A 24,720-nucleotide genomic window follows, 5' to 3' on the forward strand; every position below is an offset into this window, starting at 1 on the left:
GAGAAGCCGATGTCTGAACGAATTGAGGTCGCAAGGCGCCTCCCGTTGTTAGCAACTGATAGCAACGAGTTCCCGGGCAGGAGAGGAGGGCTGGCTACCACATCGTGCCTGCCTTTTCAGACAAGTGTAGCCGAGATTTTTGCGACTGCTTTTCCGCTGTGATGAAAATACCCGGCTGTAATGTTACGGATTGAATCTGCGTCACTGGCTCTGGAACCAACGGTCGTTCCTGGTATGGGACCAGCACAGCCATCCCATGCTCAGGGCCCGCGCTACCATCAGAGAGATCAGCGCGAACCAGAGCCCGTGATTGCCCCAGCCCGTGGTCAGCCACCAGACCGGTGCAAACACGGCCAGGGCCGAAAACAGCATGGTGTTCTGCATGTCCCGGGTTCGGGTTGCGCCGATAAAAATCCCATCAAGAAGAAAGCCCCAGACTGCGGCAAAAGGTAGCAGCCAAAGCCAGGGCAGGTAGCGCCAGGCGGTGGCTCTCACTTCCTCGATACCGGTTAGCAGTGCAATGAGCCAATGCCCGCCGGCCACAAAAACAATGGTGAGCAAGAGGGCGCCCCAGAGTGACCATCGCAGGGCACTTCGAAAGACCACCCGGAAGCGCCGCCGGCTGCCTTTGCCGATAGCCTCGCCAATCAGCGCCTCGGCAGCATTGGCAAAACCGTCCAGGGCGTTGGAGATCAACAGAAGAAAGGTGATCAGAACGGCATTGGCAGCGAGGATGGTGTCTCCCTGACGGGCGCCCTGGGCGGTAAAAAATGCCAGCACCAATAACAGCGCGATGGTTCGGACCATGATGTAGCGGTTAACCTGGAGAATCCTCAGGTAATCCTCGAGTTTGCCGAACAGAGCCTTCGTCAGCCCCTGCCCCTCAGGCATTCGCCGTAATACGATCAGGAAACCGATGGCGGCGGCACCGTATTCGGCGATCACAGTGGCAATGGCCACGCCACGGCTGTTCCAGCCAAGCACGGTAACAAAAAGAATATCCAACACGATGTTCAGGCCGTTTGCTGCAATCAGCATGATCATCGGGCCCCGTGGAAACTGGGTGCCGATGAGCCAGCCAACCAGCGTGTACTGGCAGAGAACGGCCGGCGCGCTCCAGATCCGGATTCCGGCGTACTCGGCCGCCAGTTCGGTCACGTTGTCACTGGGATTCATCAGGCTCAGGCCGGTCTGTATCAGAGGCTGGTGAAACAGAATGAGAAGAAGGCCGATCCCGGTTGCCAACAGGATCGAGCGCAGCAGCAATGCCACCTGACTGAAGTTGTCCCGCTTGCCCCATGCCTGAGCGGCCAGGCCGGTCGTGCCCATGCGCATGAAGCCAAAGGTCCAGTACAGGATGCTGAACAGATTGGCACCAACGGCGACGGCGCCAAGATACTCCGGGCTTTCCAGGTGGCCGAGCACGGCCGTATCCACCAGTCCCAGGAGAGGGACGGTGAGGTTGGTGAGCATCAATGGCCAGGCCAGGGCCCAGAGACGTCGGTCGGTTGCCGGCAAGTTAAAAGGCATATGCGTTTTAATTCTTAAAAAATTCTGTTTAGCTTTTTTGGGTTTAGCCGATTTTTTAGTCTTTTTTTGATCTGTGTCTATACTCCAAGCTGAGTATCCGAAAGCAGGCTTCCACTCTGGTTTTGCGGTGTATGCGACGCCGAAAATGCCAGCGGGATAACGCAAAATCCGACAAGAATAACACTCTGTGGAGACACAGTATGCGCGTGCACGCTCAGCGGGCAGGTGCCCTTTTAGGCGGTCTGATGTTCCCCGCCTGGTCCATGGCGGACTGGACACTGAACATGACCCCCGGGGTGACCGGCACCAGTAATGACATTTTCAGCCTTCACATGACCATACTCTGGATCTGCGTCGTCATTGGCGTCGTGGTTTTCGGTGTCATGTTCTGGTCTATTTTTGCCCACCGTAAATCCCAGGGCGCCAAACCGGCGAACTTCCACGAAAACACTCTGGTCGAGATTCTCTGGACCATCATACCTTTTGCGATACTGGTTGTTATGGCGATTCCTGCCACTGCAACTCTGGTGGACATGTATGACACTTCGGAATCGGAAGTGGACATCAAGGTCACCGGCTATCAGTGGAAGTGGCAATACGAATACATTAATGAAGATTTCGGTTACTTCTCGAATTTGTCCACGCCCCGGGATCAGATCGAGAATCGCCAGGCCAAGGGAGAGAACTACCTCCTCGAAGTGGATAACCCGCTGGTAATTCCTGTCGGGAAAAAGGTTCGCTTTTTGTTAACGGCCAACGATGTCATCCATTCCTGGTGGGTTCCGGATTTTGGCGTCAAGAAAGACGCCATCCCGGGCTTTATCAACGAGACCTGGACCCGGGTCGACAAGCCCGGCATCTATCGCGGCCAGTGTACTGAGCTCTGCGGGAAGGATCACGGCTTCATGCCGGTGGTTGTCGAGGCGGTGCCCGAGGAGGAATACAACGCCTGGGTCGCTGAAAAGAAAGAGGCCGCCGAGCGAGAACGCCAGCTGACCCAGAAAGACTGGACCATGGCAGAGTTGATGGAGCGCGGCGAGAAAGCCTATCAGACCGCCTGCGCCGCCTGTCACCAGCCGAACGGTCAGGGCGCGCCACCAGCCTTCCCGTCTCTGGTCGGAACCCAGGTCGTTACTGAAGACATGGCAGCCCATATCGACATCGTTGTGAATGGTGTCTCGGGAAGCGCCATGCAGGCCTTCGGCAATCAGCTGAGTGAAGTGGACCTTGCAGCCGTGATTACCTACGAGCGTAATGCCTGGGGTAACAACACCGGCGAAATGGTCACTCCGAAAGAAATATTTGATTACAAGAACCAACAGTAATCATCGCCAGATAACAGATATCACCAGCCACAAAAAATGGCGGTAACGGGGGTTTTCATGAGTGCGGTTGCAGATACCCACGCCCAGGATCATCATCACGGCCCGGCCAAAGGCATAAGCCGTTGGCTGTTGACCACAAACCACAAGGATATCGGGTCCATGTACCTGATATTCAGTTTCACCATGTTCCTGCTCGGCGGGGCCATGGCAATGGTCATCCGGGCGGAGCTTTTCCAGCCGGGGCTGCAGATTGTGCAGCCGGAATTCTTTAACCAGATGACCACCATGCACGGCCTGATTATGGTGTTTGGTGCGGTCATGCCGGCGTTTGTCGGGCTCGCCAACTGGATGCTGCCGCTGATGATCGGGGCGCCGGATATGGCATTGCCACGGATGAATAACTGGAGTTTCTGGCTGCTTCCGTGCGCCTTCCTGATCCTGGTTTCCACCCTGTTCATGGAAGGGGGTGCGCCCAACTTCGGCTGGACCTTCTACGCCCCCCTGTCGACGACCTACGGGCCGCCGAGCACCACCTTCTTTATCTTTGCGGTTCACATAATGGGTGTCTCGTCGATCATGGGTGCGATTAACGTGATCGCCACGATCCTGAATATGCGGGCACCGGGCATGACCCTGATGAAAATGCCCCTGTTTGTCTGGACCTGGTTGATTACCGCGTTCCTGCTGATTGCAGTCATGCCGGTACTGGCCGGCGTCGTCACCATGATGTTGATGGACATCAACTTTGGCACCAGCTTCTTCGATGCTTCCGGCGGCGGTGATCCGGTGCTGTTCCAGCACGTGTTCTGGTTCTTCGGGCATCCCGAGGTTTACATCATGATCCTGCCGGCCTTCGGGGCGGTCTCACACATCATTCCGGCGTTCTCCCGCAAACCGCTGTTTGGCTATGCCTCCATGGTCTACGCAGTCGGTGCCATTGCTCTGCTCTCGTTTGTGGTCTGGGCGCACCACATGTTTACGGTGGGTATTCCCATCGTCGGCCAGCTGTTCTTCATGTACGCCACCATGCTCATCGCAGTGCCCACCGGGGTGAAGGTTTTCAACTGGGTGGCCACGATGTTCAGGGGCTCATTGACCTTTGAGGCGCCGATGCTGTTCTCAGTTGCCTTCGTCATCCTGTTTACCATCGGCGGTTTCTCCGGCCTTATGCTGGCTATTGCGCCGGCAGATTTTCAGTACCACGACACCTACTTCGTAGTCGCCCACTTCCACTACGTGCTGGTACCGGGTGCGATCTTCGGTATCTTTGCCTCCGCCTACTTCTGGCTGCCCAAGTGGACCGGGCACATGTATGACGAAACCCTGGCCAAGACCCATTTCTGGCTGTCTTTTGTTGGCATGAACCTGGCGTTCTTCCCGATGCACTTCCTGGGACTGGCAGGCATGCCACGACGGATTCCGGATTACGCGCTGCAGTTCGCCGATTTCAACATGGTTTCCAGTGTCGGTGCATTCATGTTCGGTGCCACACAGCTGTTGTTCCTGTTTATCGTGGTCAAGTGCATCAGGGGTGGCAAAGAGGCTCCGGCCAAGCCCTGGGATGGTGCTGAAGGTCTCGAATGGACTGTGCCCTCACCGGCGCCATACCACACCTTCGCAACGCCGCCGGTAGTGAAGTAGGGGGCACTGGCTATGGCAGAACAACAGGCAAATAGCGCCGGAGCCCCCAAGGGCAATGCTCGAGTGGTGGGCTGGTGCATGGTCAGCGTGGTCGGCATGTTTGCCTTTGGATTTGCCATGGTGCCTCTGTACGACGTGTTCTGCGAAATTACCGGGATTAACGGAAAGACCGGGGGGCGGTACGAATCCACCGAGGTGGCAGAAGCAGACGTGACCCGAACGGTCAAGGTTCAGTTTCTCGCCTCCAACGGACCGGGGATGACCTGGAAATTCCGCCCGGTTGTGCGGTCGGTGGATGTTCACCCCGGTGAGCCGACTACTGTGAATTTCTATGCCGAAAACCCGACAAGTGAGCCAATGGTAGGCCAGGCGGTCCCTAGCCTCGCGCCTTCAGAGGGGACGCTGTATTTTCATAAGACCGAGTGCTTCTGCTTTAACCAACAGCCTCTTGAAGCGGGTGAAAGTACCGAAATGCCTCTGATCTTTATCGTCGACAAGGACTTGCCGGCGCATATCACCAAACTAACTCTGTCTTACACGCTCTACGATCAGGGTAAACAGGTGTCGGCAGCACAAAACTCCCGGAAAGAAACAACAACAAACGACAACGGATAAGCCATCGGAGACTGTCATGGCGGATAACCAGACCTATTACGTTCCGGAACAGAGCAAGTGGCCGATCGTCGCCACGATTGGCCTTGGGGTAACTCTTTACGGGGTGGCCTCAATCTTGGTGAATGGCAAACAGGGGGACAGCACAACCGGTGCCTGGATAATGTTCTGGATCGGCGCCCTGATTATGGCCTACATGCTGTTCGGGTGGTTTGGAGCCGTCATCAAAGAGAGTCGGGCGGGACTCTACAGTGATCAGATGGACCGCTCGTTCCGCTGGGGGATGAGTTGGTTCATTTTCTCAGAGGTGATGTTTTTCGCCGCGTTTTTCGGTGCGTTGTTCTACATCAGGGTGTTTGCGGTGCCCTGGCTTGGTGGCGAGGGTGACCGAGGTTCCTCGAACATGTTGTGGGAGGGCTTTCAGTCGACCTGGCCTCTTATCAACAATCCCAGCCCGGAAGCTTATCCCGGCCCCAAGGAGGTTATCAGCGCCTGGGGCCTGCCTTTGATGAACACGATCTTGCTGGTGACGTCTTCATTTACGGTAACCGTGGCGCACCATGCATTGAAGGCAGGTAATCGGGCGAAGACCAAACTTTGGCTGGCTGCAACCATCGCTCTGGCCGTGGTCTTCATGTTTGTTCAGGGCTATGAATACCTCCATGCCTACCGTGACCTCGACCTGACCCTGCAATCCGGCATCTACGGCAGTACGTTCTTTATGCTGACTGGCTTCCACGGTGCCCATGTGATGCTTGGCACATTGATGCTGGCCATTATGCTGGTGCGAATCAACAAGGGCCACTTCACTGCGGAAAACCATTTTGGTTTCGAGGCAACCGCATGGTATTGGCATTTTGTCGACGTGGTCTGGCTGGGATTGTTCGTGTTCGTTTACATCATTTGATCTGCGTAGTCAGGGAGTCGGATTAAGAGTCAGGCTCCCGTTCCACAGAGCAATCAGTACCACAGCCAGGAGCAGTATGCTAAGCGTCACCCGGACGGCCAGAGAGTTAACAACCCGATTGGTCTTGCCGCCGTCTTTAATGAGAAAAAACAGGCCACTGAAAAGGCTTACAACCACAGAAAGCATCAGGAAAACAATAACTGCTTTGAGCATGGGACTTCCTGTTTTTATTGGTTTGATGGATGTACGGTTCGCAAACGGTTCCGGACTCGCTGAGGTCACTATAGCAGAGCATGTCTGATTCGCAGGGCAAACACCGCCGATGGCAGTTTGACTGGCGGCTGCTGGTGTTCAGTGGGGTCTTACTGCCGATACTTATTGGCCTCGGTGTCTGGCAGCTGAATCGGGCGGAAGAAAAGCAGCTTCTGCTGAACCAGTGGCAGCAGGAAGCGGAAAACCGGGCCTGGCAGGACATGGAGTCCGGTGATCTGACCCGTGGTCGGCCTCTGACACTGACCGGGATGTACGGAAGCCGAAACTGGCTGCTGGATAACCGGACCCGTGATGGCATCCCGGGTTATGAAGTCCTGACAGAGTTTCGTCCTCTGGAAGGGCCGCCGGTTGTGGTTAATCGCGGTTGGGTCCAGGCGCCGCGAACCCGGGATCAGCTCCCGCAGCTGGAAACGCCGGAAGGGATTTTTACCCTGGAAGGTCGACTCAGTGACTATCCGGTGCCGCCGGTGCTGGTGGATCAGCCAGAGGCAGGCGGTCCGTGGCCCCGGCGGGTACAGAGTCTGTCCGGAGAGGCCGCACGAAAGGAGATTCCGGATCTTCCCGACAAAATAGTAAGGCTTTCCGGCAATCGCCAGCCGGGCGCTTACCGGGCGGATTGGGAACCGGACCTGATGGGGCCACAAACCCATTACGGATATGCCACGCAATGGTTTGCGCTGGCCGTGGCGCTGACTATATTGACTATAGTGGCGAGTTACCGAAAGACAGGAGCCAATAATGACAATGACAATGGCTAACCGGATATCCGACCAGGAACACAACGAAGGGCCAACCCCGGAACAGGTGCGTCGCGGCCGTCGCACGGCATTCCTCCTGTTTGCGCTGGGTTTTGGCCCGATGATTGTTGCAACCATCATGTTTTATACCGGCTGGCTGAACCCGGCCGGCCACACCAATAACGGCGTTTTGCTCCAGCCAGTGGCCCCGGTTTCAACGCTCAATCTCGAAACGGCTTCCGGTACTCCGCTGGCAGAACGCTTTGGCCCGGAAAAAATCGATCCGGACTGGCTTATGATTGTGGCTTCCGGCCAATGTGGTAGCCAGTGTGAAGAGCTGCTCTATCTGGCCAGGCAGGTGAATATCGCCCTTGGCAAGAACGCTAACCGAGTCTCCCGGGCTGCCGCACTGGGTAGTGTGCCCTCCGATCTGCAGGCGCGTTGGTCCTCCGAATACAGCTCCATGGAGCGCCTTGTGCCTGCGGCGGGTGCCCGGCCGGACTGGCCAGCCGGTATCAATCCGGAAGCGGAGCCGCGCATCCTGCTGGTTGATCCGTTCGGTAATGTGATGATGCATTACGGTTCCGAACATACTGGAAAGGATATGCTGGAGGATCTCAAGCATCTGCTCAAACTGTCGCAGATCGGTTAATGGCCAGAGCGGAGAGTCAGCCTTGAATCAGTCATCTGTTTCCCCAACCACGGCAGCCCACAAGATGGCAAAGTGGGCAACCTTTGCCGTTTTGCTGGCGGTTGTCGTGATCATGCTGGGTGCCTGGACCCGCCTGGTGCACGCAGGGCTGGGGTGTCCTGACTGGCCCGGGTGCTATGGTTTTCTCACGGTGCCCCAGAGCGAATCGAACATTGCCATAGCGAATGCCCGTTTTCCCGATACGCCGGTGGATGTGCAAAAAGGCTGGCCCGAAATGATCCACCGTTACGCCGCCGGCACCCTGGGGCTGGTGGTGTTCGGCCTGGCGGCCTACGCGGTTCGTAACCGGCGCCAGGGTGTTCCGGTAAAGCTGCCTTTGTTTATCGCCGTTTTCATCATTCTTCAGGGCGCTTTCGGCATGTGGACGGTGACCCTGAAACTGTGGCCCCAGGTGGTGGCGCTGCACCTGCTTGGCGGCTTTACCACCCTGAGTCTGCTGGCGTTGCTGGCATTCAGGTTGCGACGTCAGGCCAGGCAGACGCAGGATCGGGAACCACCGCTATCAACCGCCCTGTCGGGTTTCCGGCCCTGGCTCTATGGCGGGCTGCTGTTAGTGGTGATGCAGATCGCCCTGGGGGCCTGGACAGCGGCCAATTACGCGGCCGTTGCCTGTACCGATCTGCCTACGTGCCAGGGCCAGTGGTGGCCTGAGGGCATGGATTTCCGGCACGGCTTTGACGTTACCCAGCACGTGGGCCCCAACTATCTGGGAGGTCAGCTTACCGCTGACGGGCGGGTGGCGATCCATGTTACACACAGACTTGGTGCTGTGGTGGTACTATTCTATTTCACGGCATTGCTGGCGTTGATGTGGCGGCGACGGGGCGAATCCGGACTCGACAACCCCGTTAAACTGGTGGCGGTCCTGCTGGGTGTCCAGATCCTGTTGGGTCTGGCCAACGTGATTTTCCATATTCCCCTGTCCATCGCCGTGGCCCATAACGCCATGGGCGCAGGACTCCTTCTTTCAGTTATTCACCTGATCTGGCGGCATCAGCTATTACTCGAACCACATAGCGTCCCGGCAACACACACAACAACAATGAACCAGGAGGTTACGGCATGAGCGAGCAAGTGGAAGCACTGCCGGCCCAGGCAATTGCGAGCGACTCCAGAACAACCATTTCCTGGCGTGACTTTCTGGAGCTGACCAAGCCCAGGGTTGTCGCGCTGATGATCCTTACCTCGGTGATCGGCATGCTGCTGGCGGCGCCAGGCGTGCCCGGTTGGGGCGTGTTGGTCTGGGGCAATCTGGGTATTGCCCTGCTTGCCGGCTCGGCTGCGGTGGTCAACCATGTGGTAGACCAGAAAATTGACACCGTCATGGCTCGCACCCGCAAGCGCCCGGTGGCCACAGGCAAGATCTCGCCTCTGGATGCGATCCTGTTCGCAACGATACTCGCGTGTGTTGGTATGGCCGTGCTGATGTGGCAGGTGAACCACCTCACTGCCTGGCTGACCCTCGCCTCCCTGGTGGGTTACGCCGGTGTTTATACCTTGTTCCTCAAGCGGGCTACGCCCCAGAATATCACCATCGGAGGTCTTGCCGGGGCCATGCCACCGTTGTTGGGCTGGACCGCTGTGACCGGCCAGGTTGAGGGCCACGCTCTGCTGCTGGTGCTGATCATTTTTGCCTGGACCCCGCCGCATTTCTGGGCTCTGGCTATCCATCGCAAGGAAGAGTACGCCAAGGCGGGCATTCCCATGCTGCCGGTCACTCATGGCAACAAGTTCACCGAGCTGCACATCCTGCTCTACACCCTGATGTTGCTGGCGGTCAGTCTGCTACCTTTTGTCACAGGCATGTCCGGCGGTATCTACCTGGTGGGCGCCCTGGCCCTTGGCCTGCGCTTTCTGCAGTATGCGGTAAGGCTGTTGAAGGGTGACGATCGGCGGGTGGCCCTGAATACCTTCAAGTATTCCATCACTTACCTCATGGCCCTGTTTGTGGTATTGCTTGTGGATCATTTTGTATTCTTTTGAGTCAGACATTGTGCTGACGCAGGCGGGGATGGCTTTCCGAAACACGCTGTAAATACGTCCGTGTACGCCCGGCTACGCCATCCATGGCTCCGCACGGTTTCGGAAAGCCATCCCCGTCTGCTTATCTGATCAACGAAGTGGACCACCCATGAAAAGCTCCAGCTCTATTCGCCTTACCCTGTTCTGCCTTCTGCTAATCGTTGTTCTGATCTTTGGACTGGTTGTTGGACGGCAGGTATTTCTGGTGGGTAACCAGGAACCGATTCCGGCGCCGGAGCTGACGGAGTTCAATACGTATGTCTATGATCAGCCTCGTCAATTGGCAGAGTTCACGCTGACGGATGAGAACGGTGAAACGGTCACGCGGGAGAGTCTGAGGGGTCGCTGGACCATTGCATTCGTGGGCTACACCAATTGCCCGGATATCTGCCCGGCAGCCATGGCCAATTTGCGCCAGACCGACAAGCTGCTGTCCAAGGAATTGCCCCAGCCTGACTATCTGCTGGTCAGCGCTGACCCGGAGCACGATACGCCGGAGAAACTCAAAGCCTACACGGACTTCTTCGGTGAACATTTCCATGGTCTGACCGGAGATCTGGACACCTTGCGGGAACTGGCCAAAAGCCTGAACGCGGTGTTTGTCCATCGTGAGGTGGATGGCGAGCTGCTGGTGGATCACAGCGGCCATTTTGCGCTGCTGAACCCCGACGGCGAACTTGCTGCTGTGATCCAGCCGCCCCATAATCCGCACAACCTGGCCGAGGCCTTTGAGCGGATTTACCAGTGGGCAAAGGCCAATCGTGAACGGGTGAGCTCCTGACGCTTCAGAAACCCGGAATCCGATGCTCCCTATTGATGCCATTCTTCCAGACCTGAAAGCGGCCCTGGAACGCACGACTACCGTACTTCTGCAGGCTCCGCCCGGTGCCGGTAAAACCACCCGTGTGCCTGCCGCCCTTCTGGATGCGCCCTGGCGCGGTGACGGCAAGATCCTGATGCTGGAGCCCCGTCGGCTTGCAGCTCGCTCTGCCGCCCGGTTCATGGCCCGGCAACTCAATGAACAGCCCGGACAGACGGTAGGCTATCGCACAAGGCTGGATACCCGTGTGTCTGCGGCCACCCGGATCGAAGTCGTGACCGAAGGCATCCTGACCCGGCTGATCCAGGCGGATCCGATGCTGGAGGAGTACGCGGCGGTCATCTTTGATGAGTTCCATGAGCGCTCTTTGCAGGCGGATCTGGGCCTGGCCCTGGTGCGGGAATCGCAGCAGGCGTTGCGGGAGGATCTGCGGTTGCTGGTGATGTCCGCAACCCTGGATACCGGGCCGATTGCGCAAGTGCTTGGAGACGTTCCCGTAATAACCAGTGAAGGACGGGCGTTTCCGGTCGATGTTCATTACCGGCCGTTGCCGCGCAGTGGCCGCATGGTGGATCAGGTTACCGCTGTGGTTCGGGAGGCATTGGCTGATCAAAGCGGCTCACTGCTGGTGTTTCTGCCCGGTGTGGGTGAGATACGTCGGGTTGAGCAACAGCTCCGTGCAAACCTGCCGGACCGGGTGATACTTGCTCCACTATACGGCAATCTGAAATCGGAGCAGCAGGACCAGGCAATCTCGCCGGCTCCCGAAGGCCAGCGCAAGGTGGTGTTGGCTACGGCTATTGCCGAAACCAGTCTGACCATTGAAGGGGTTCGGGTTGTTATCGATTGCGGTCAGCAGCGTCGGGCCGTTTTTGATCCCAACAGTGGCATGACCCGCCTGGTCACTGGCCGGGTATCCAGGGCTTCTGCGGAACAGCGTAAAGGCCGGGCCGGCCGGATGGAGCCCGGGGTCTGTTATCGATTGTGGAGCGAATCGGAACAGTTCGGATTGGCCGATTACACGCCGCCCGAAATTCTGAAGGCCGATCTGGCACCCTTGGTGCTGGAATTAGCCCAGTGGGGCGCGCGGGAAGCCGATGCCGTCGCCTGGATTGATAAGCCCCCTGCCGCCCATTGGAGGCAGGCTGTGGCCCTCCTGCGGTGGCTCGATCTGCTCGATTCAGACGGAGCTATTACGGACCACGGCAAAGCGGCCCGGGAGCTGGGTATACACCCGCGACTGGCGCATATGGTGCTGAAAGGCCGTTCTATAGGGCTCGGAGGCGCGGCTGCGGCCGTGGCCGCCTTGCTGGAAGAGCGTGATCTCCTGGGCCCCGGAACTGGTGCGGACATGCACGAGCGGGTTCGGGTGTTCTTCGGGGAACGGCGGGATCGCACGCTGGATGTCGCTCGCCTGAAGGCTGTACGCCAGTCGGCCCGGCGTCTTTCCGGGCCCGGGACGACTGAGGCAACACCGCCCTCGGAGACCGAAATCGGCCGATTGCTTGCCCTGGCCTATCCGGACCGTATTGCCAGGCGGCGATCGGATAAGGCGGCGAGGTATCAGCTCAGTAATGGCAAAGGTGCGGTACTGAGAGAGGATGATCCCCTGGCACGGCACGAGTGGCTGGTGGCGGCCGAGCTGGATGGCCAGGCCCGCGAAGCCACGATTTACCTGGCCGCGCCGGTGGACATTCCGGACCTGGAGCTCGACCTGGCTGACCACATACAGGAGATCGAAGAGGCACTGTGGGACGACAGCCAGGGTAAAATTCTGGCGCGGCGTGCGCGAAAACTGGGTGAACTCGTGCTTCAGGAAAAGCCGCTCGGCCGGGTGGATCCGGAACTGGTCCGGCAGGGGCTGCTCAGCGCGATTCGGAAGAAGGGCCTGGAAAGCCTGCCCTGGAGTGATGGCAGTCGCCAGTGGCGTGCCCGAATGAGGTTGCTCGCCAGAACCTTCCCGGATTCCGGCTGGCCGGACACCGATGACGCGGCGTTACTGGATAGTCTCGAGGTTTGGCTGGGCCCGTTTCTGGTCGGCATGACCCGATGGTCCGATCTGGCCCGGATCGACTTGCTGGCGGCCCTTAACAGCCTGATTGATTACCCGTCCCAGCAGCAGCTTCAGAGTCTGGCGCCAACACATCTGACCATACCGACCGGCCAGCGGGTGAGTCTGGATTACACCGCCGACAATGGCCCGGTGTTGGCGGCCAAGCTCCAGGCGCTGTTTGGCTGGAAAGAAACCCCTGCCGTTGCCGGTGGGCGGGTACCGGTGGTGCTTCATCTGTTGTCCCCCGCGCAACGGCCTCTGGCGGTCACCGCCGATCTGGCCAGTTTCTGGCGTAACGCCTACCCCGAGGTGCGCAAGGAAATTCGTGGGCGGTATCCCAAGCATCCCTGGCCGGAAGATCCGTTTACCGCCGAGGCTCAGCAGGGCACGAAAAAACGCCCAACTCGCTGATGCGTTTGCTGACCAGCGCGTGTGGCACCCGCTCAAAGTAGATATTCCGTGGCGTTATCCAGTCTCCCGGCGGTGCGTTGAGTTCTTCCGCGGGCATTTCCTCGAGTTCAACCGACCCGGGGTCGGCGTCGCTGTTCCGGAAGCTGTCGGCAAGAACCCAGAGGGGCTTCCCGGCCGCATGGGCCGCCAGAGCCAACAAGTGTGTACCGCTTTTGTTGATAAAATGCCCATTGGAAAGCCAGGTATCGCACCCGGTGATCACCAGGTCAGCCTGGGGCACAAACAGCCCCATCTGCGCATCGGTGATCAAGGTGACGGGTATGGCTAGCTCGTTCAGCGCCCGTGCCAGGGAGTGGCCCTCGAAGCCCGGGCTGCTCTGGGTGCAGATGACAGAGAAGGCCTGGCGCTGTTCCGCCATGTTACGAAACAGCGCCAGTACCGCGGAGCTGGCGCTATGGGTCAGTATCACCGGCGACTCTGGCAGAAGATCGAGGGCTTGCCGGGCAATGGTTCCGGTGGCATTTTCCAGCTGGTCTCTGATGTCCATGACGGCCTGAAGGGCGACCTGAACATCACTGGAAAGACGCTGCTCGATCATGGCCAGTGCATTGCCAATCACGATCATGCTCGGGCGTGCCGCCCGGAGTTCTGCCAGTAGCCTCAGAAATGTCTCGCCCTCTGGCTCGACCTCGTCCAGGTAAGATAGCAGTTGATCGAGGGTGTTCATTGCCAGCTGTGTAGCGCCTGACCGGGAGTCCGCTTTCAGTGCGGCCAGAAGGGACTTTGCCCTCGCATCAAGTTCCTGCATTCCGCTCTTCCGTGCTTATGTGCTGCTTCAAGGGTAGCACCTGTACGGTCTTTTCCTGATGTCTGGAGGTGAAAATAGCACTTGCCTGAATGTCAGCCCTGTATAAAATACGCGCAACTCAACCCCGAGTGCGCAGTATCCATGCACCTTGTTTCCTTCGATATTTTCCGAACCCTGGGTTTTCCCGACACCACCGTCCTCAAGCCGGACCAGTTTTTGCGTCATAAAGAACTGTTGCGGGAAGCAGATTGGGTCCTGTTTCCAGAGTACTGGCAGTTAAATGCCCTGGTTCACGGTCTCAAGTGCCGGGTGTTTCCCAGCGAAGCCAGCTACCGCATCGGCCACGACAAAGTGGAGATGACCCGTGCATTCCAGACGGTGGCCCCGGAGCACACGCCCTGGACCATGATTGAGGCCAACGGCCCGGTGGAACGTGACATGATCTGGGATGCCATGGTGCATCCGTTCGTGGCAAAGCTTCCCAAGGCCAGCATGGGCGAAGGCGTCTGGCTGATTGAATCCCGCGAGGACTGGCGCCGCTACTGCGAACGCACCGACGTGCTCTACGGCCAGGAATACCTCCCTCTGGACCGGGATGCGCGAGTTGTGGTGGTTGGCGATCAGGTGCTGACGGCTTACTGGCGAACCCAGGCCGATCAGGGCTTCTACAACAATGTGGCCCGGGGTGGCCGCATTGACAACAGTCCGGTTCCCCCGGTGATGACGGACCTGGCGTTGCGGCTGGCCAGGGATCTGGGTGTTGATCACGCAGGCTTTGATATTGCGCTGGTGGATGGCCACCCTTACGTACTGGAATTCAACCGGCTGTTCGGAAACAAGGGATTGGGCCAGGGCACGGAGCTCCAGGAGGCGATTCTCGGCTATCTCCGGGAACAGACCGAACCGGAAGACCCGGACGGCCCCACCGAACCACCGCCGATATGGCCGGTGGCGGTCTAGGAATTCCCGCCAGAATTCATGCCAGTGGCGTTGCCAGTATTGCCCATTACTTATGGGTAGATATGCTCATATCCGGGCCCTCAAAAAAGCCCGATGATCGCGCTATCTAACGGGTGCTGCAGCGTTGCTGTAGTGCCTTTTTTTATGCCTGTTTGCCCTGTGGAGGGACACACCACCCATGACCGAAGCCGCTAACGCCAATATCGCCGATTACTACGAAGCCGACACGTTCAAGCGCATCAAGGACTTTGCCGACGGCAAGGAAACTCCGTTTGTGGTGATCGACACCGCAACGATTGACCGTCAGTACGACGAGCTGGTCGAGGGTTTCCCCTACGCCAAGGTTTACTATGCGGTGAAAGCCAACCCGGCCCCGCAGATCCTGACCATGCTGCGCGACAAGGGTGCCTCTTTCGATATCGCGTCGGTTTACGAGCTGGACAAGGTGATGGCCCTGGGTGTGACCGGTGAGCGGATCAGCTACGGCAATACCATCAAGAAGGCGAAGGACATTCGCACCTTCTACGAGAAAGGCGTTCGTATGTTTGCCACCGACTCGGAGGCAGACCTTCGCAACATCGCCAAGGCGGCCCCGGGCTCGAAAGTGTATGTGCGTATCCTGACCGAAGGTACCCTGACGGCAGACTGGCCGCTGTCCCGCAAGTTCGGCTGCCAGACCGACATGGCCATGGACCTGCTGATCCTTGCCCGTGACCTGGGTCTGGTGCCCTACGGCGTGTCGTTTCACGTCGGTTCCCAGCAGCGCGAGATTGGCGCCTGGGATGCGGCCCTGAACAAGGTGAAGGTGATTTTCGAGCGTCTGAAGGAAGAAGACGGTATCGAGCTTAAGATGATCAACATGGGCGGTGGTTTCCCGGCCAACTACATCACTCGCACCAATGAGCTGAAGGTGTACGCCGAGGAGATTGCCCGCTTCCTGCACGAGGACTTTGGTGCGGAGCTGCCGGAGATCATCATCGAGCCGGGCCGATCGCTGATTTCCAACGCCGGTGTTCTGGTGAGCGAGGTGGTTCTGATTTCCCGGAAATCCCGTACTGCCCTGCATCGCTGGGTGTTTACCGATGTGGGCAAGTTTTCAGGCCTGATCGAGACCCTGGATGAGGCGATCAAGTTTCCGATCTGGACTGAGAAGGCGGGCGAAGGCGAGGACTGTGTGATTGCCGGGCCGACCTGTGACAGTGCCGATATCATGTATGAGCATCACAAGTATCCGTTGCCGTTGAATCTGGCGATTGGGGATCGGATGTATTGGCTGTCTACCGGAGCCTATACGACGACCTACAGTGCCATTGAGTTTAATGGGTTTCCTCCGTTGAAGGACTATTACATCTGACCCTGTATTAGTTCGGAGTCTGGCCGCGGGGCGGGGGTGTCCTTTCCTCTGGGAAAAACAACTCGCTTTGCTCAGACATTTTTTCCCGGCGGAAAGGACACCCCCGCCCCACGGCCGTTCCGGCTGGATACGGGGAGTCCGCGAAGGGAAAATTGGTATTCAGAGAAGGATCAGCTTCCGGGCTGGTCCTTTTTTCGTTCCAGGTTCAGGGTAAAGGCCAGGGGCAAGACCAGCAGGCCGTAGGTGATCATCAGCATCAGGGCGTGGCGGGCATCGCCGGTCCAGTCGGCGACGACACCGCCAAGCATGGGCACGCAAAAAGCGACGGTGTAACCGACCAGAAAGGTGCCGGCGGAGAGGCGGCCAGTTTCGGCGGCGGAGACCACCAGCGGGGGTATCGCTACGAGCAGGATCAGGAGCATGCCGGCGACCAGGCTCATGAGAGTGGCGCTGACGATGGACCACCAGCCGGTAAGCATGACCGCGCCAATGGCGCCGAGCAGGCTGATGCTGGCCAGGGTGGCGATGACGCCACGACGCCCGACCCAGTAGCGCGCCATTTTCAGCATGATCAGGGAGGCGAAGACCTGGGCAAGGTTGTACCAGAACAGGGCATCCGGCAGTTTGTCGAACTGGCCCTGATGCTGCAGCAGGTTGCCCATGTACGCGTTGAGGCCAAAAAACAGCGAGCCGGAGAGGCCGAGCAGTAGACCGATTCTCAGGGTCAAGGGGTTATGCCAGTCCGGTAGCCAGGCTACTTTTCGCACCGGTTTAGCCCGGTCCCGTTTGGGCAGGAACAGGGCTGCGGCAACCAGCAGCGCCGGGAGTGACCAGGCCACCAGGGTGGCGCGCCAGCTGTTGTCTAGCAGGGGCATGAGCACAGGCAGCGTGATGCCGGCACCGATGAACTCACCCATCAGCATGCCGTTCATGTAGATCGCCGAGCCTAACGCGAGGTGGTGGGGTTCCAGCCACCGGGGCAGTAGTGCCGGCAGTGATGGTTGCATCATGGAGACGCCGATGCCCATGACGGCACTGGCAATCATCAGGGTCAGGGTGTCGGGCATCAGGCCGCGCCCGGCGGAGCCGATCACCATAATCACCATGGCCAGAGCCAGGGTATTGCGGGGGCCAATCCGGGCAATGGCCAGTGAGCCGGGCATGGAGCCGATGGCCAGCATCAGGATGGGCAGGGTGGTCAGGGCGCCGGTGAGTGCCTGGGTGAGTGCCAGTTCGTTGCTGATGAAAGGCGCCAGGGGCGGCGCGACCAGTACCGGTATCCGCAGGTAAACGCCGGCCAGCCAAAGCAACACCGCCACCGGCAGCAGCTTCGCTGGCGGTGGCGGTGTGGTCGCGGCCTGGTGTTCAGCCACGGGCAAGACGATTCAGTCTTCGCTGGTGTCCGGCAGGTAGGCTCCGTCTTCGTCGTGGACTTCACGGCCGGTAACCGGTGGATTGAAGGCACAGATCAGTCGCATGTCCTCGGTGCCACCGTACAGGGTGTGCTGGTCATGCTTGTCGAGTGCGTACAGGGTTCCGTCAGTGATCTCGTGGGTTTCACCGGTGGCCTTGTCCAGGATCTTGCCGTTGCCGGCAACGCAATAGACGGCTTCCAGGTGATGCTTGTACCAGAGGTTCAACTCGGCCCCGGCAGGGATGATGGTCTCGTGGAAGGAAAAGCCCATGCCGTCTTTCTTGAGCAGCATGCGGCGGCTTGTCCACCCTGGTCCGGTGACTTCCCGCTCGGTACCGATAATGTCTTGCACTCGTACGATTTTCATGAGCATTCCTCATTGTGTGATGGAATAGCCTTTTAGTATAAACATCCCTTTCAGGTGCGGTTCAACCGCCAATCGTCGTAAACGGCCATGGCCTGTTCGAGCGAGGTGGCGAATCTTTCCCGCTGCCGTTCATCCAGGGGGCGCCGTTTCCGGCACTTGTCGAAGGCTTTCTGAATTTCCTGTCGGCTCGATTTTTCAAGTCGCTCGAGCCAGTGATGGTCTGCTGGCTCAAGGTCCAGCAGGTCGCGACCAGCGTGATTCCGATGGGAGATATGCCACCAGTGATCCACGGCCCTTCCCAATACAACATAGCCGAACTGGCTGTCCTGTACAGGACCGAAGGTGGCTGTTTTCAATCCGTCCCTGAGCACGCCGATACTCAGCGCCGGCAAGGCCAGCCGATCGCCGTAGAAATAGCTGCCGGCAGCACCGATCAAACCGCCCACCAGAGCACCGGTTCCAAGGGAGGAGCCGAAGGTCAGCGCGTCGATTCCGGCGCCACTGACGGCGCCCGCGCCGAAGCCGGCGGTGGCCAGGTAGCGCTTGCTGACCGCCCAGGCTTTGCGGCTGTCTTCCGAGAACAGGTCGTGTTCGCTGTGCCACTCCAGTTCGGCTTCCTGGCGACGGATGCGCTGGTGCTGATAAAGATGTTCGATATCCACGCGCAGGGTCTGTTCCCGCTTGCGCTGGTGACGATACCAACGTTCCCGCAGCTGTTCGGCCAGGGAGCCGTCACTGGTTTCTGCAGCCTGGCCGGCGGTAAGCGTCCGTTTTTCCTGGTAGGACATCATGCTCTCAAGTGTCCTGGCGATCAGTACTGCGGCCTGATGGCGGCGCTGCTGCCGCTGGGCGGACAGGTAGTGAGTGGCCTGTTCCAGTGGTGTTTCCCAGTCCGGCTCCAGTTGTCCGAAAGCCCGTAAAAGGCCCAGATGTTGCTCGAATGGGGCGCGAACAGCGTCGAAACGGCGGACAACCTGAAAGAACTGGCCCAGCGCGGCCTGCCAGGTATCACTGTAGTCGTCGGCACCGATGCTGTTGATCAGGGCCAGGCTCGGGCGGCCGGTCCAGCGCAGGATGGTCATTTCTGCCTCGTGCTCTGCGCTGTAGGGCACCGAGCCGTCCACCACGTAGATGATCCCGGCGCCTTCAATCAGCGGTCTGAGAAGCTCACATTCATCGGTGAATCGGCCGTCCCCCTCATGCTGTGCCACAAAGGCTTTGACGGTGTCTGCGTGATCAGAGACGGAGACACTGTGAGCTTCCAGCCACTCCATTACCCGTCTCGGCCGCTGGAATCCGGGCGTGTCGACCAGAGTGTAGAGGGTCTGGCCGTCCACCTTCAGCGGGTAAGCCTGATGCCTGCGTGTGGTGCCGGGTTCCAGGGCAATGGCAATGGCATCGTTCTGGGACAGGGTCGCCACCACGCTGGATTTACCCTTGTTCGGGTGTCCGACGACCGCAAACGTGGGTATCTGAGTCATGACCCGTCCCCGATGGCTGTGTAGGGATCCCGCATCTGGAATGGGGGCAGAGACACCTGGACGAACTCGCTGCCCAACCTTTGGGCAAATCGCAGCCAGGGCTGGATCTGGTGGGCATCGGGTTGCTGATTGCTGTCCGTGGCCAGTGGCACCAGCGCGACCCTGGCGTTGTCGGGCCAGATGTCCCGGGCGGCCGCGAGGAAGTCCTGAAGCTCGCCGGTCGGGGGTTGCCAGCAGCGAACCAGCAGGATGACTGCCTTGGCGTTGTTTTTCAGATGCTCGGCGATCCGGTGCAGAGCCTGATCATCGTCCGAAAGGCTGGCGCTGCCGCCGGCCGTGAGCACGAGCTGCTTGCCTGACCGAAGCGACTCTGGCAATTCCGGTTCACCGGCGCCGGCCCAACACAACAGAATGTCGCTGTCGGGCAGTGGTAGCAGGTTGCCTCGAGTGTCGGTGTCCGGAAGATCGTCGGCGTCATGATGGCTGTTGCCAGTGTCCAGGGCGGGTGTTTCCATGCGATACAGCAGGGCGTGCATGGCTGGATGACTGGTGAGCAGGCGCCGGGATTTTTGCCGGGCCTGCACGGACGCACACGCCCAGAGAATTATCCTTGGCAGAAGAACCCAGGTTGCCCACATCATGGCCACAAACGGCCACCACAGGCCCCAGAGGGCCGGGTCAGGACTTGCCGTTGGGTTACCGGCCCGGAAAAAACGCGTCGCCTCGACCAGCGCAAGATCCGGGGCCGCGGCAGGCCAGAGCCAGGCCCAGGGCGTCGCAATGGCCTTTACCAATCCGTGATAGCTGGTGGCGGCAGTGTCCAGCGTGGTGCTCCAGCCGAAGGCGAGGTCCTGCAAGACGACCATGGCCAGCAGGGTAAACAGCCCTGCGATGGCGAACGCAATGCCGCCCAGGTGAGCCGCTCTGGCCATCAGGGCAGGCTGAAGCCTGGTGAAGGCGCCATCTCCCGGGTTGACCCCCAATCGATGCGCCAACCAGCGCCAGGGCTGCCATCCGGCCATGGCTTGCACGGTGGTGAACAGGGCGAATATCAGGTGCAGCAACACGAACGCCAGGAAAACCGTGATGTTGATGCGCTGGCCGCCGTCATAGAACAGCAGCCCGGCCATCGCCAGCGTGCCCGCGACCGCGCCTGACACTGCAAAACCACCGTTGATCCGGCGCCACGATGCCAGTGTCCGGTCCGCGGATGTCGGGGTTGCCCGGGGACCGCTGAGGCGGTTCAGGTGGGCGAGCCAGCGGGCCGCGTCCGGGGCCTCGCCCTGCTCTTCACAGACGAGAGCAAACTTGCGATCGCGTCGATGCAGGAAGGTAGGCGGCTGTGATCTGTCCCGTTGCGCCTGGCTGTCAAACTCCAGCAGCAATCGGAGGGGGTTGTCGGTCATTCAGGGTTCCGGTGTCGAATTCGGGCTGTCGGGCCCCGTCGGGCTTTAGTGCTAGGATATAGGGATACCCGCACCTGATACCAGACAACGAGAGTCCATGCCCCACCATCTGATGAACCTGCGCCATGTACCCGATGACGAGGCCGAGGAAATCCGGGCCCTGTTTGATGCCCACGAGGTAGCCTATTACGAGACGCCACCAAGCCGCTGGGGCATCAGCATGGGCGGTTTCTGGGTGCACGACGACGATGAGGCGGCCAGGGCCAGGGCGCTGCTGGATGAGTATCAGAGGCAACGCTATGAAACCCAGCGACAGGCCTACGAGGAGCACCTGGCCCGGGGCGAATCCGGCGGTTTCTGGTTCATGCTCAGGCAGAGGCCAATCCGGACTCTGGCGGCCTGCATTGCCATTCTGGTCATCATGGGTCTGAGCCTGCTGCCGTTCATCCGGATCGGATAGCGACCCGGCAATCAGTTGCTTTTCTTTCGGTCGAGGAATGCGATTGCCTCGTCAACCGCATCGCCGGCTGTGAGAAAGCTGGTGACATGTCCTCGCAGATGCATTTCATAGAGTTCGCTGTATACCTGATGACTTGCGAGTGCGTCCCGGAAACGTTCGGCCTGGCTGAAGGGCACAAGCATGTCCACGGCGCCGTGAAACAGGAAGAAGGGCGGTGCGTTGGCCGTCACGTGACTGATCGGTGAGGCACTGCGATAGGTGTCCGGCATCGCCTGCTGCTCGCCACCGAGGAACTGCCGGATCAACTTGCTCGAACCGAACGCCATGAGGTCAGACGGCAAGCCGCCGGCGACAACAGCGTGCAGCCGGGACTCCGGCCCGCCGTAGGGCTGGTTCAGCTCGCTGTCGGAGCTTGCCACCAGGGCCAGCAGGGCAATCAGATGGGCGCCGGATGAAAACCCGAAACCACTGACTTGCTTGCGGTCTAGGCGGTATTTGTCGGCATGCTCGTTCAACCACTGGCGGGCGAGCTGGAGATCATGCAGCTGCGCCGGGAAGGTGTATTCCGGTGCAAACCGGTAGTCGATGTTCAGCACCGCGAAACCGCGGCTGGCCACTTCTTCCGCGATCCAGGCCATGTCTTCACGGGACCGTCGTTGCCAGCCACCCCCGTGAACCATCAGGACCACCGGATGGCGATGCCCTGAGGCCCCGTTTTCGGGCAGGTAAAGGTCGGCGAACAGTCGTTGTGGCCAGTTATCGGGGGAGAACTGTACATTGCGCTCTACCTGAAAGGATTGTTCTCCCGGCAAGGCCGCGTTCTCTGGTGCATTGTGGTGGGTCGCGCACCCGGCCAGCAACAGCAGGCTGCCAATCACGCCGACCAACCCACCCCGTCTGCCCCCTGTTCGGTAACCGGGCACTGGGCTCTCCTTTTTCAGGCGAATTGAGGTTTCACACCAAATTTACGACAGACTGATATTGATGGATGCCGGTACGGGGCGGGTTGCCTTATCCAGACTCCATTGTCTGACATTCAGTACAGTGTCCGGTTTCAAGGACAATCTCTGCAAGGCTCGCAATAGGCGTGTTTTTCGATGATTGCCGGCCCCGGGGCTGTCCGGAAATCCGGAATTATTCTCTAAGGCTCAAGTAAGAGGTAAATTTAATTTTTATAAATCATAGACATAGCCAATTGGCACAGGATGCGCATGGCGTTCCCGGGGCCCGGCTTGCGGCCTGGTCTGTTCGTTTACAACAACAAACAAGGAACGATCATGAAACGAATAATGCTCTGCGCCCTGATCGGCGCCACGGGGTTGACCCTCTCAGCCTGCAAGGATAATCCACCGTTCAACGAAATCCCCGATTTCATTCAGGGCGATATCAGTCAGACCAGCTACGACGGTATTACCGATGACCTGCTTACTGCGGGCCTGGGTGCCAGCGGTCTGGCCAGTGCGCCCGGGCCTGCATTCGCAGACCCTTTGAACCCTACCGCTGCAGAACTTCGACGGTTGGCGATCTATAACAACTATCGCGCACTGGTGGATACCGCCCCCGGAGGCGGTTATGGGACCTTCTTTGGTCCGCAGGTTAACGCCAGCGGTGAAGGCCTGATTGCGGGTGAAGAATTCATTGCCTACATGTCAGTGCCCGGAACCGACGTGCCGGTTACGGTGATGGCTCAGGTGCCCGATAGCTTTGACCCGGATCGACCCTGCATGGTCACGGCGCCGTCCTCCGGCTCCCGTGGCATCTACGGTGCTATCGGTACGGCCGGCGAGTGGGGCCTGAAAAAAGGGTGTGCTGTCGTATACACCGACAAGGGCACAGGAACAGGTTCCCATAACCTGGCTACAAACACCGCCCAGCGGATTGATGGCACGCTCACCTCCGATGTCGAACCAGTGCAGTTCCGGGCCGACCTGACCGATGGGCAGCGAGCGGATTTCGACAGCGCCTGGCCGGATCGGTTTGCCTGGAAGCACGCTCACTCCAGAGCCAATCCGGAAGCCGACTGGGGCCAGCATGTACTGCAGTCCATTGAATTCGGGTTTTACGTGCTGAACGAGAAGTTTGGCCGTGAGCTGGGCAACGGCGAAACGCTGCTGACCATCAAACCCAAAAACACCGTGGTCATTGCCTCCAGTGTCTCCAACGGTGGTGGTTCTTCCGTCCGTGCAGCCGAGCAGGATACGAAGGGCCTTATCGATGGCGTGGCGGTGTCCGAGCCCAACGTGAACCCGCAGGTGGACCGGAGCTTCACCATACGCCAGGGCGAGGGCCTGGAGATTACCGAGCACAGCCGCAGCCTGCTGGATTACACCACGGCCCTTGCCGTCTATCAGGGCTGTGCCAACCAGGCGCCGGCGATCCGGGACGATGCGCCATTGAACGCCACCTTCAATCCCCCTGCAATCGGCGAGAATATCTGTAACTCCCTTGCCAACAAGGGGCTGGTGAGTGGTGCCACGCTGGATGACCGAGCCACAGACGCGCTGCGCATCCTGAACGAGGACTTTGGTATTCAGCCGGAGCAGAATCTGCTGGCGCCGGTGCACTTCGGGCTCGCCGTAGCCCAGAGTATTTCTATGACCTATGCCAATGCTTATGGTCGCGCCGGTGTCGAGGATCGTGTCTGTGATCTCAGCCTGGCGGCAGTGGATGGCGCCGGGGCAGTGGCTCCGATAGCGCCGGGGGTAGAGGCCGCTCTGTTCTCTGTCAGCAATGGCATTCCGCCGTCGGCCGGCGTAAACATCGTCTACGATGGTGCCGATGGTCAGCCCACCAATCTGCCTGCCAGTGCTTCACCAAGTACCAACCAATTGGACTATGGCCTGGATGCACTGTTGTGCCTTCGTAGCCTTGCCCAGGGCAGCGACCCCGTCAGCGGAGCTGATCTGCAGGGCTCTGACGCCGAGCTGGCAACGGCTATTGCCGAGGGTATCGCCGAAGTCCGTGCCTCGGGTGATCTGCAGGGCAAGCCGACGGTTTTCGTGACCGGCCGTGCCGATGCGATTCTACCCATCAACCACACCTCCCGGCCCTATTTTGGCCTGAACCAGCGAGTGGAAGGAAAGAAAAGCAACCTGCGGTACTACGAAATCCTGAACGCGCATCATCTGGACGTACTTAATGGGTTCCCGGGCGTTGCTGACCGGTATGTGCCGTTGCACCACTATTATTTCCAGGCGCTGGACCTGGTCTGGGCGAATCTGACTGAAAAGCAGGCGTTGCCGCCAAGCCAGGTAGTCCGGACGGTGCCACGGGGGGCTATCACAACACCGCTGGCGGAGGTCAACCTGCCGGCGATCAATCCCGCGCCGGATGCCGGCGACCGGATTGTCTTTACTGACAACCAGGTCCGGATCCCGGAATAAGTGTGACACGCGCCGGCCCGTTGCGGGGCCGGCTTCGTTTGCCC

Annotated in this window: 22 protein-coding genes; 14 read left to right on the forward strand and 8 right to left on the reverse strand. The window is 59.3% G+C overall.

Annotated elements, in window-relative coordinates:
* Positions 1–201 precede the first annotated feature (201 nt).
* The gene (locus KYE_RS18970) at positions 202–1,530 is read right to left on the reverse strand and encodes an MATE family efflux transporter (protein ID WP_008176715.1); all 1,329 of its coding nucleotides are present in this window, start codon (positions 1,528–1,530) and stop codon (positions 202–204) included.
* Between the two features lie 200 nt (positions 1,531–1,730).
* Between KYE_RS18970 and coxB the strand changes: the two genes are divergently transcribed.
* Genes coxB through KYE_RS18990 form a run of 4 tightly spaced genes read left to right on the forward strand, consistent with a single transcriptional unit; the run spans position 1,731 to position 6,015 of the window.
* Positions 1,731–2,855: a cytochrome c oxidase subunit II gene (coxB, locus tag KYE_RS18975; RefSeq protein ID WP_008176717.1), complete on the forward strand. Its 1,125-nt coding sequence runs from the start codon at positions 1,731–1,733 to the stop codon at positions 2,853–2,855.
* A 57-nt stretch (positions 2,856–2,912) separates the two neighbouring features.
* Entirely contained in the window at positions 2,913–4,496 is a 1,584-nt protein-coding gene (ctaD, locus tag KYE_RS18980) for a cytochrome c oxidase subunit I (protein WP_008176720.1), read from the forward strand.
* Positions 4,497–4,508: 12 nt separating this feature from the next.
* Positions 4,509–5,111 (forward strand): cytochrome c oxidase assembly protein, encoded by a 603-nt coding sequence (locus KYE_RS18985; RefSeq protein ID WP_008176722.1) that lies wholly within the window; start codon positions 4,509–4,511, stop codon positions 5,109–5,111.
* Between the two features lie 16 nt (positions 5,112–5,127).
* Positions 5,128–6,015 (forward strand): cytochrome c oxidase subunit 3, encoded by an 888-nt coding sequence (locus KYE_RS18990; RefSeq protein WP_008176724.1) that lies wholly within the window; start codon positions 5,128–5,130, stop codon positions 6,013–6,015.
* A 9-nt stretch (positions 6,016–6,024) separates the two neighbouring features.
* Here the strand turns inward: KYE_RS18990 and KYE_RS18995 are convergent, their stop codons facing one another.
* Complete coding sequence (locus KYE_RS18995; protein WP_008176725.1) at positions 6,025–6,228, reverse strand: twin transmembrane helix small protein; 204 nt, start codon at positions 6,226–6,228, stop codon at positions 6,025–6,027.
* A gap of 80 nt (positions 6,229–6,308) precedes the next feature.
* Between KYE_RS18995 and KYE_RS19000 the strand changes: the two genes are divergently transcribed.
* The 6 genes from KYE_RS19000 to hrpB all read left to right on the forward strand — a co-directional run bounded on the left by KYE_RS19000 (position 6,309) and on the right by hrpB (position 13,043).
* Entirely contained in the window at positions 6,309–7,046 is a 738-nt protein-coding gene (locus KYE_RS19000; RefSeq protein ID WP_008176727.1) for an SURF1 family protein, read from the forward strand.
* Complete coding sequence (locus KYE_RS19005; RefSeq protein WP_008176729.1) at positions 7,039–7,677, forward strand: hypothetical protein; 639 nt, start codon at positions 7,039–7,041, stop codon at positions 7,675–7,677. Before KYE_RS19000 ends, KYE_RS19005 begins: the two co-directional genes overlap by 8 nt.
* A gap of 64 nt (positions 7,678–7,741) precedes the next feature.
* The gene (locus KYE_RS19010; protein WP_050898353.1) at positions 7,742–8,803 is read left to right on the forward strand and encodes a COX15/CtaA family protein; all 1,062 of its coding nucleotides are present in this window, start codon (positions 7,742–7,744) and stop codon (positions 8,801–8,803) included.
* Positions 8,800–9,720, forward strand: coding sequence for a heme o synthase (gene cyoE, locus KYE_RS19015; RefSeq protein WP_008176734.1), 921 nt, complete (start codon positions 8,800–8,802; stop codon positions 9,718–9,720). The genes KYE_RS19010 and cyoE overlap by 4 nt, the downstream gene beginning before the upstream one ends.
* A gap of 148 nt (positions 9,721–9,868) precedes the next feature.
* Positions 9,869–10,540: an SCO family protein gene (locus KYE_RS19020; protein WP_008176736.1), complete on the forward strand. Its 672-nt coding sequence runs from the start codon at positions 9,869–9,871 to the stop codon at positions 10,538–10,540.
* Positions 10,541–10,562: 22 nt separating this feature from the next.
* Positions 10,563–13,043 carry an ATP-dependent helicase HrpB gene (hrpB, locus tag KYE_RS19025; protein WP_008176737.1) on the forward strand — a complete coding sequence of 827 codons (2,481 nt, stop codon included), beginning with the start codon at positions 10,563–10,565 and terminating at the stop codon, positions 13,041–13,043.
* Here the strand turns inward: hrpB and KYE_RS19030 are convergent.
* The gene (locus KYE_RS19030; protein ID WP_008176740.1) at positions 12,997–13,851 is read right to left on the reverse strand and encodes a translation initiation factor eIF-2B; all 855 of its coding nucleotides are present in this window, start codon (positions 13,849–13,851) and stop codon (positions 12,997–12,999) included. The two genes, hrpB and KYE_RS19030, sit on opposite strands and share 47 nt — an antisense overlap.
* 141 nt (positions 13,852–13,992) lie before the next feature.
* Between KYE_RS19030 and KYE_RS19035 the strand changes: the two genes are divergently transcribed.
* Entirely contained in the window at positions 13,993–14,811 is an 819-nt protein-coding gene (locus KYE_RS19035) for a hypothetical protein (protein ID WP_008176743.1), read from the forward strand.
* A 178-nt stretch (positions 14,812–14,989) separates the two neighbouring features.
* On the forward strand, positions 14,990–16,165 hold the full coding sequence (locus KYE_RS19040; RefSeq protein ID WP_008176745.1) for a type III PLP-dependent enzyme: 1,176 nt from the start codon (positions 14,990–14,992) through the stop codon (positions 16,163–16,165).
* Positions 16,166–16,335: 170 nt separating this feature from the next.
* On the opposite strand, the gene KYE_RS19045 is transcribed toward KYE_RS19040, so the two are convergent.
* Genes KYE_RS19045 through KYE_RS19060 form a run of 4 tightly spaced genes read right to left on the reverse strand, consistent with a single transcriptional unit; the run spans position 16,336 to position 20,833 of the window.
* Positions 16,336–17,538, reverse strand: a complete 1,203-nt coding sequence (locus KYE_RS19045) for a CynX/NimT family MFS transporter (RefSeq protein ID WP_039882152.1) — start codon at positions 17,536–17,538, stop codon at positions 16,336–16,338.
* 12 nt (positions 17,539–17,550) lie between these two features.
* Complete coding sequence (locus KYE_RS19050) at positions 17,551–17,946, reverse strand: ectoine synthase (RefSeq protein WP_008176749.1); 396 nt, start codon at positions 17,944–17,946, stop codon at positions 17,551–17,553.
* A 50-nt stretch (positions 17,947–17,996) separates the two neighbouring features.
* The gene (locus KYE_RS19055; protein WP_008176751.1) at positions 17,997–19,427 is read right to left on the reverse strand and encodes a GTPase/DUF3482 domain-containing protein; all 1,431 of its coding nucleotides are present in this window, start codon (positions 19,425–19,427) and stop codon (positions 17,997–17,999) included.
* Positions 19,424–20,833 (reverse strand): DUF2868 domain-containing protein, encoded by a 1,410-nt coding sequence (locus KYE_RS19060; RefSeq protein WP_008176753.1) that lies wholly within the window; start codon positions 20,831–20,833, stop codon positions 19,424–19,426. The genes KYE_RS19055 and KYE_RS19060 overlap by 4 nt, the downstream gene beginning before the upstream one ends.
* Before the next feature lie 97 nt (positions 20,834–20,930).
* Between KYE_RS19060 and KYE_RS19065 the strand changes: the two genes are divergently transcribed.
* Positions 20,931–21,293: a DUF6164 family protein gene (locus tag KYE_RS19065; RefSeq protein WP_008176755.1), complete on the forward strand. Its 363-nt coding sequence runs from the start codon at positions 20,931–20,933 to the stop codon at positions 21,291–21,293.
* 11 nt (positions 21,294–21,304) lie between these two features.
* On the opposite strand, the gene KYE_RS19070 is transcribed toward KYE_RS19065, so the two are convergent.
* Entirely contained in the window at positions 21,305–22,216 is a 912-nt protein-coding gene (locus KYE_RS19070; RefSeq protein WP_008176757.1) for an alpha/beta hydrolase, read from the reverse strand.
* A gap of 354 nt (positions 22,217–22,570) precedes the next feature.
* Here KYE_RS19070 and KYE_RS19075 point away from each other — a divergent pair, with 354 nt between their 5' ends.
* Positions 22,571–24,676, forward strand: a complete 2,106-nt coding sequence (locus KYE_RS19075) for a 3-hydroxybutyrate oligomer hydrolase family protein (protein WP_039882175.1) — start codon at positions 22,571–22,573, stop codon at positions 24,674–24,676.
* The last annotated feature ends 44 nt before the right edge of the window (positions 24,677–24,720 follow it).

The organism is Marinobacter manganoxydans MnI7-9, assembly GCF_000235625.1.
In the GTDB taxonomy this organism is placed as follows: Bacteria; Pseudomonadota; Gammaproteobacteria; order Pseudomonadales; family Oleiphilaceae; genus Marinobacter; species Marinobacter manganoxydans.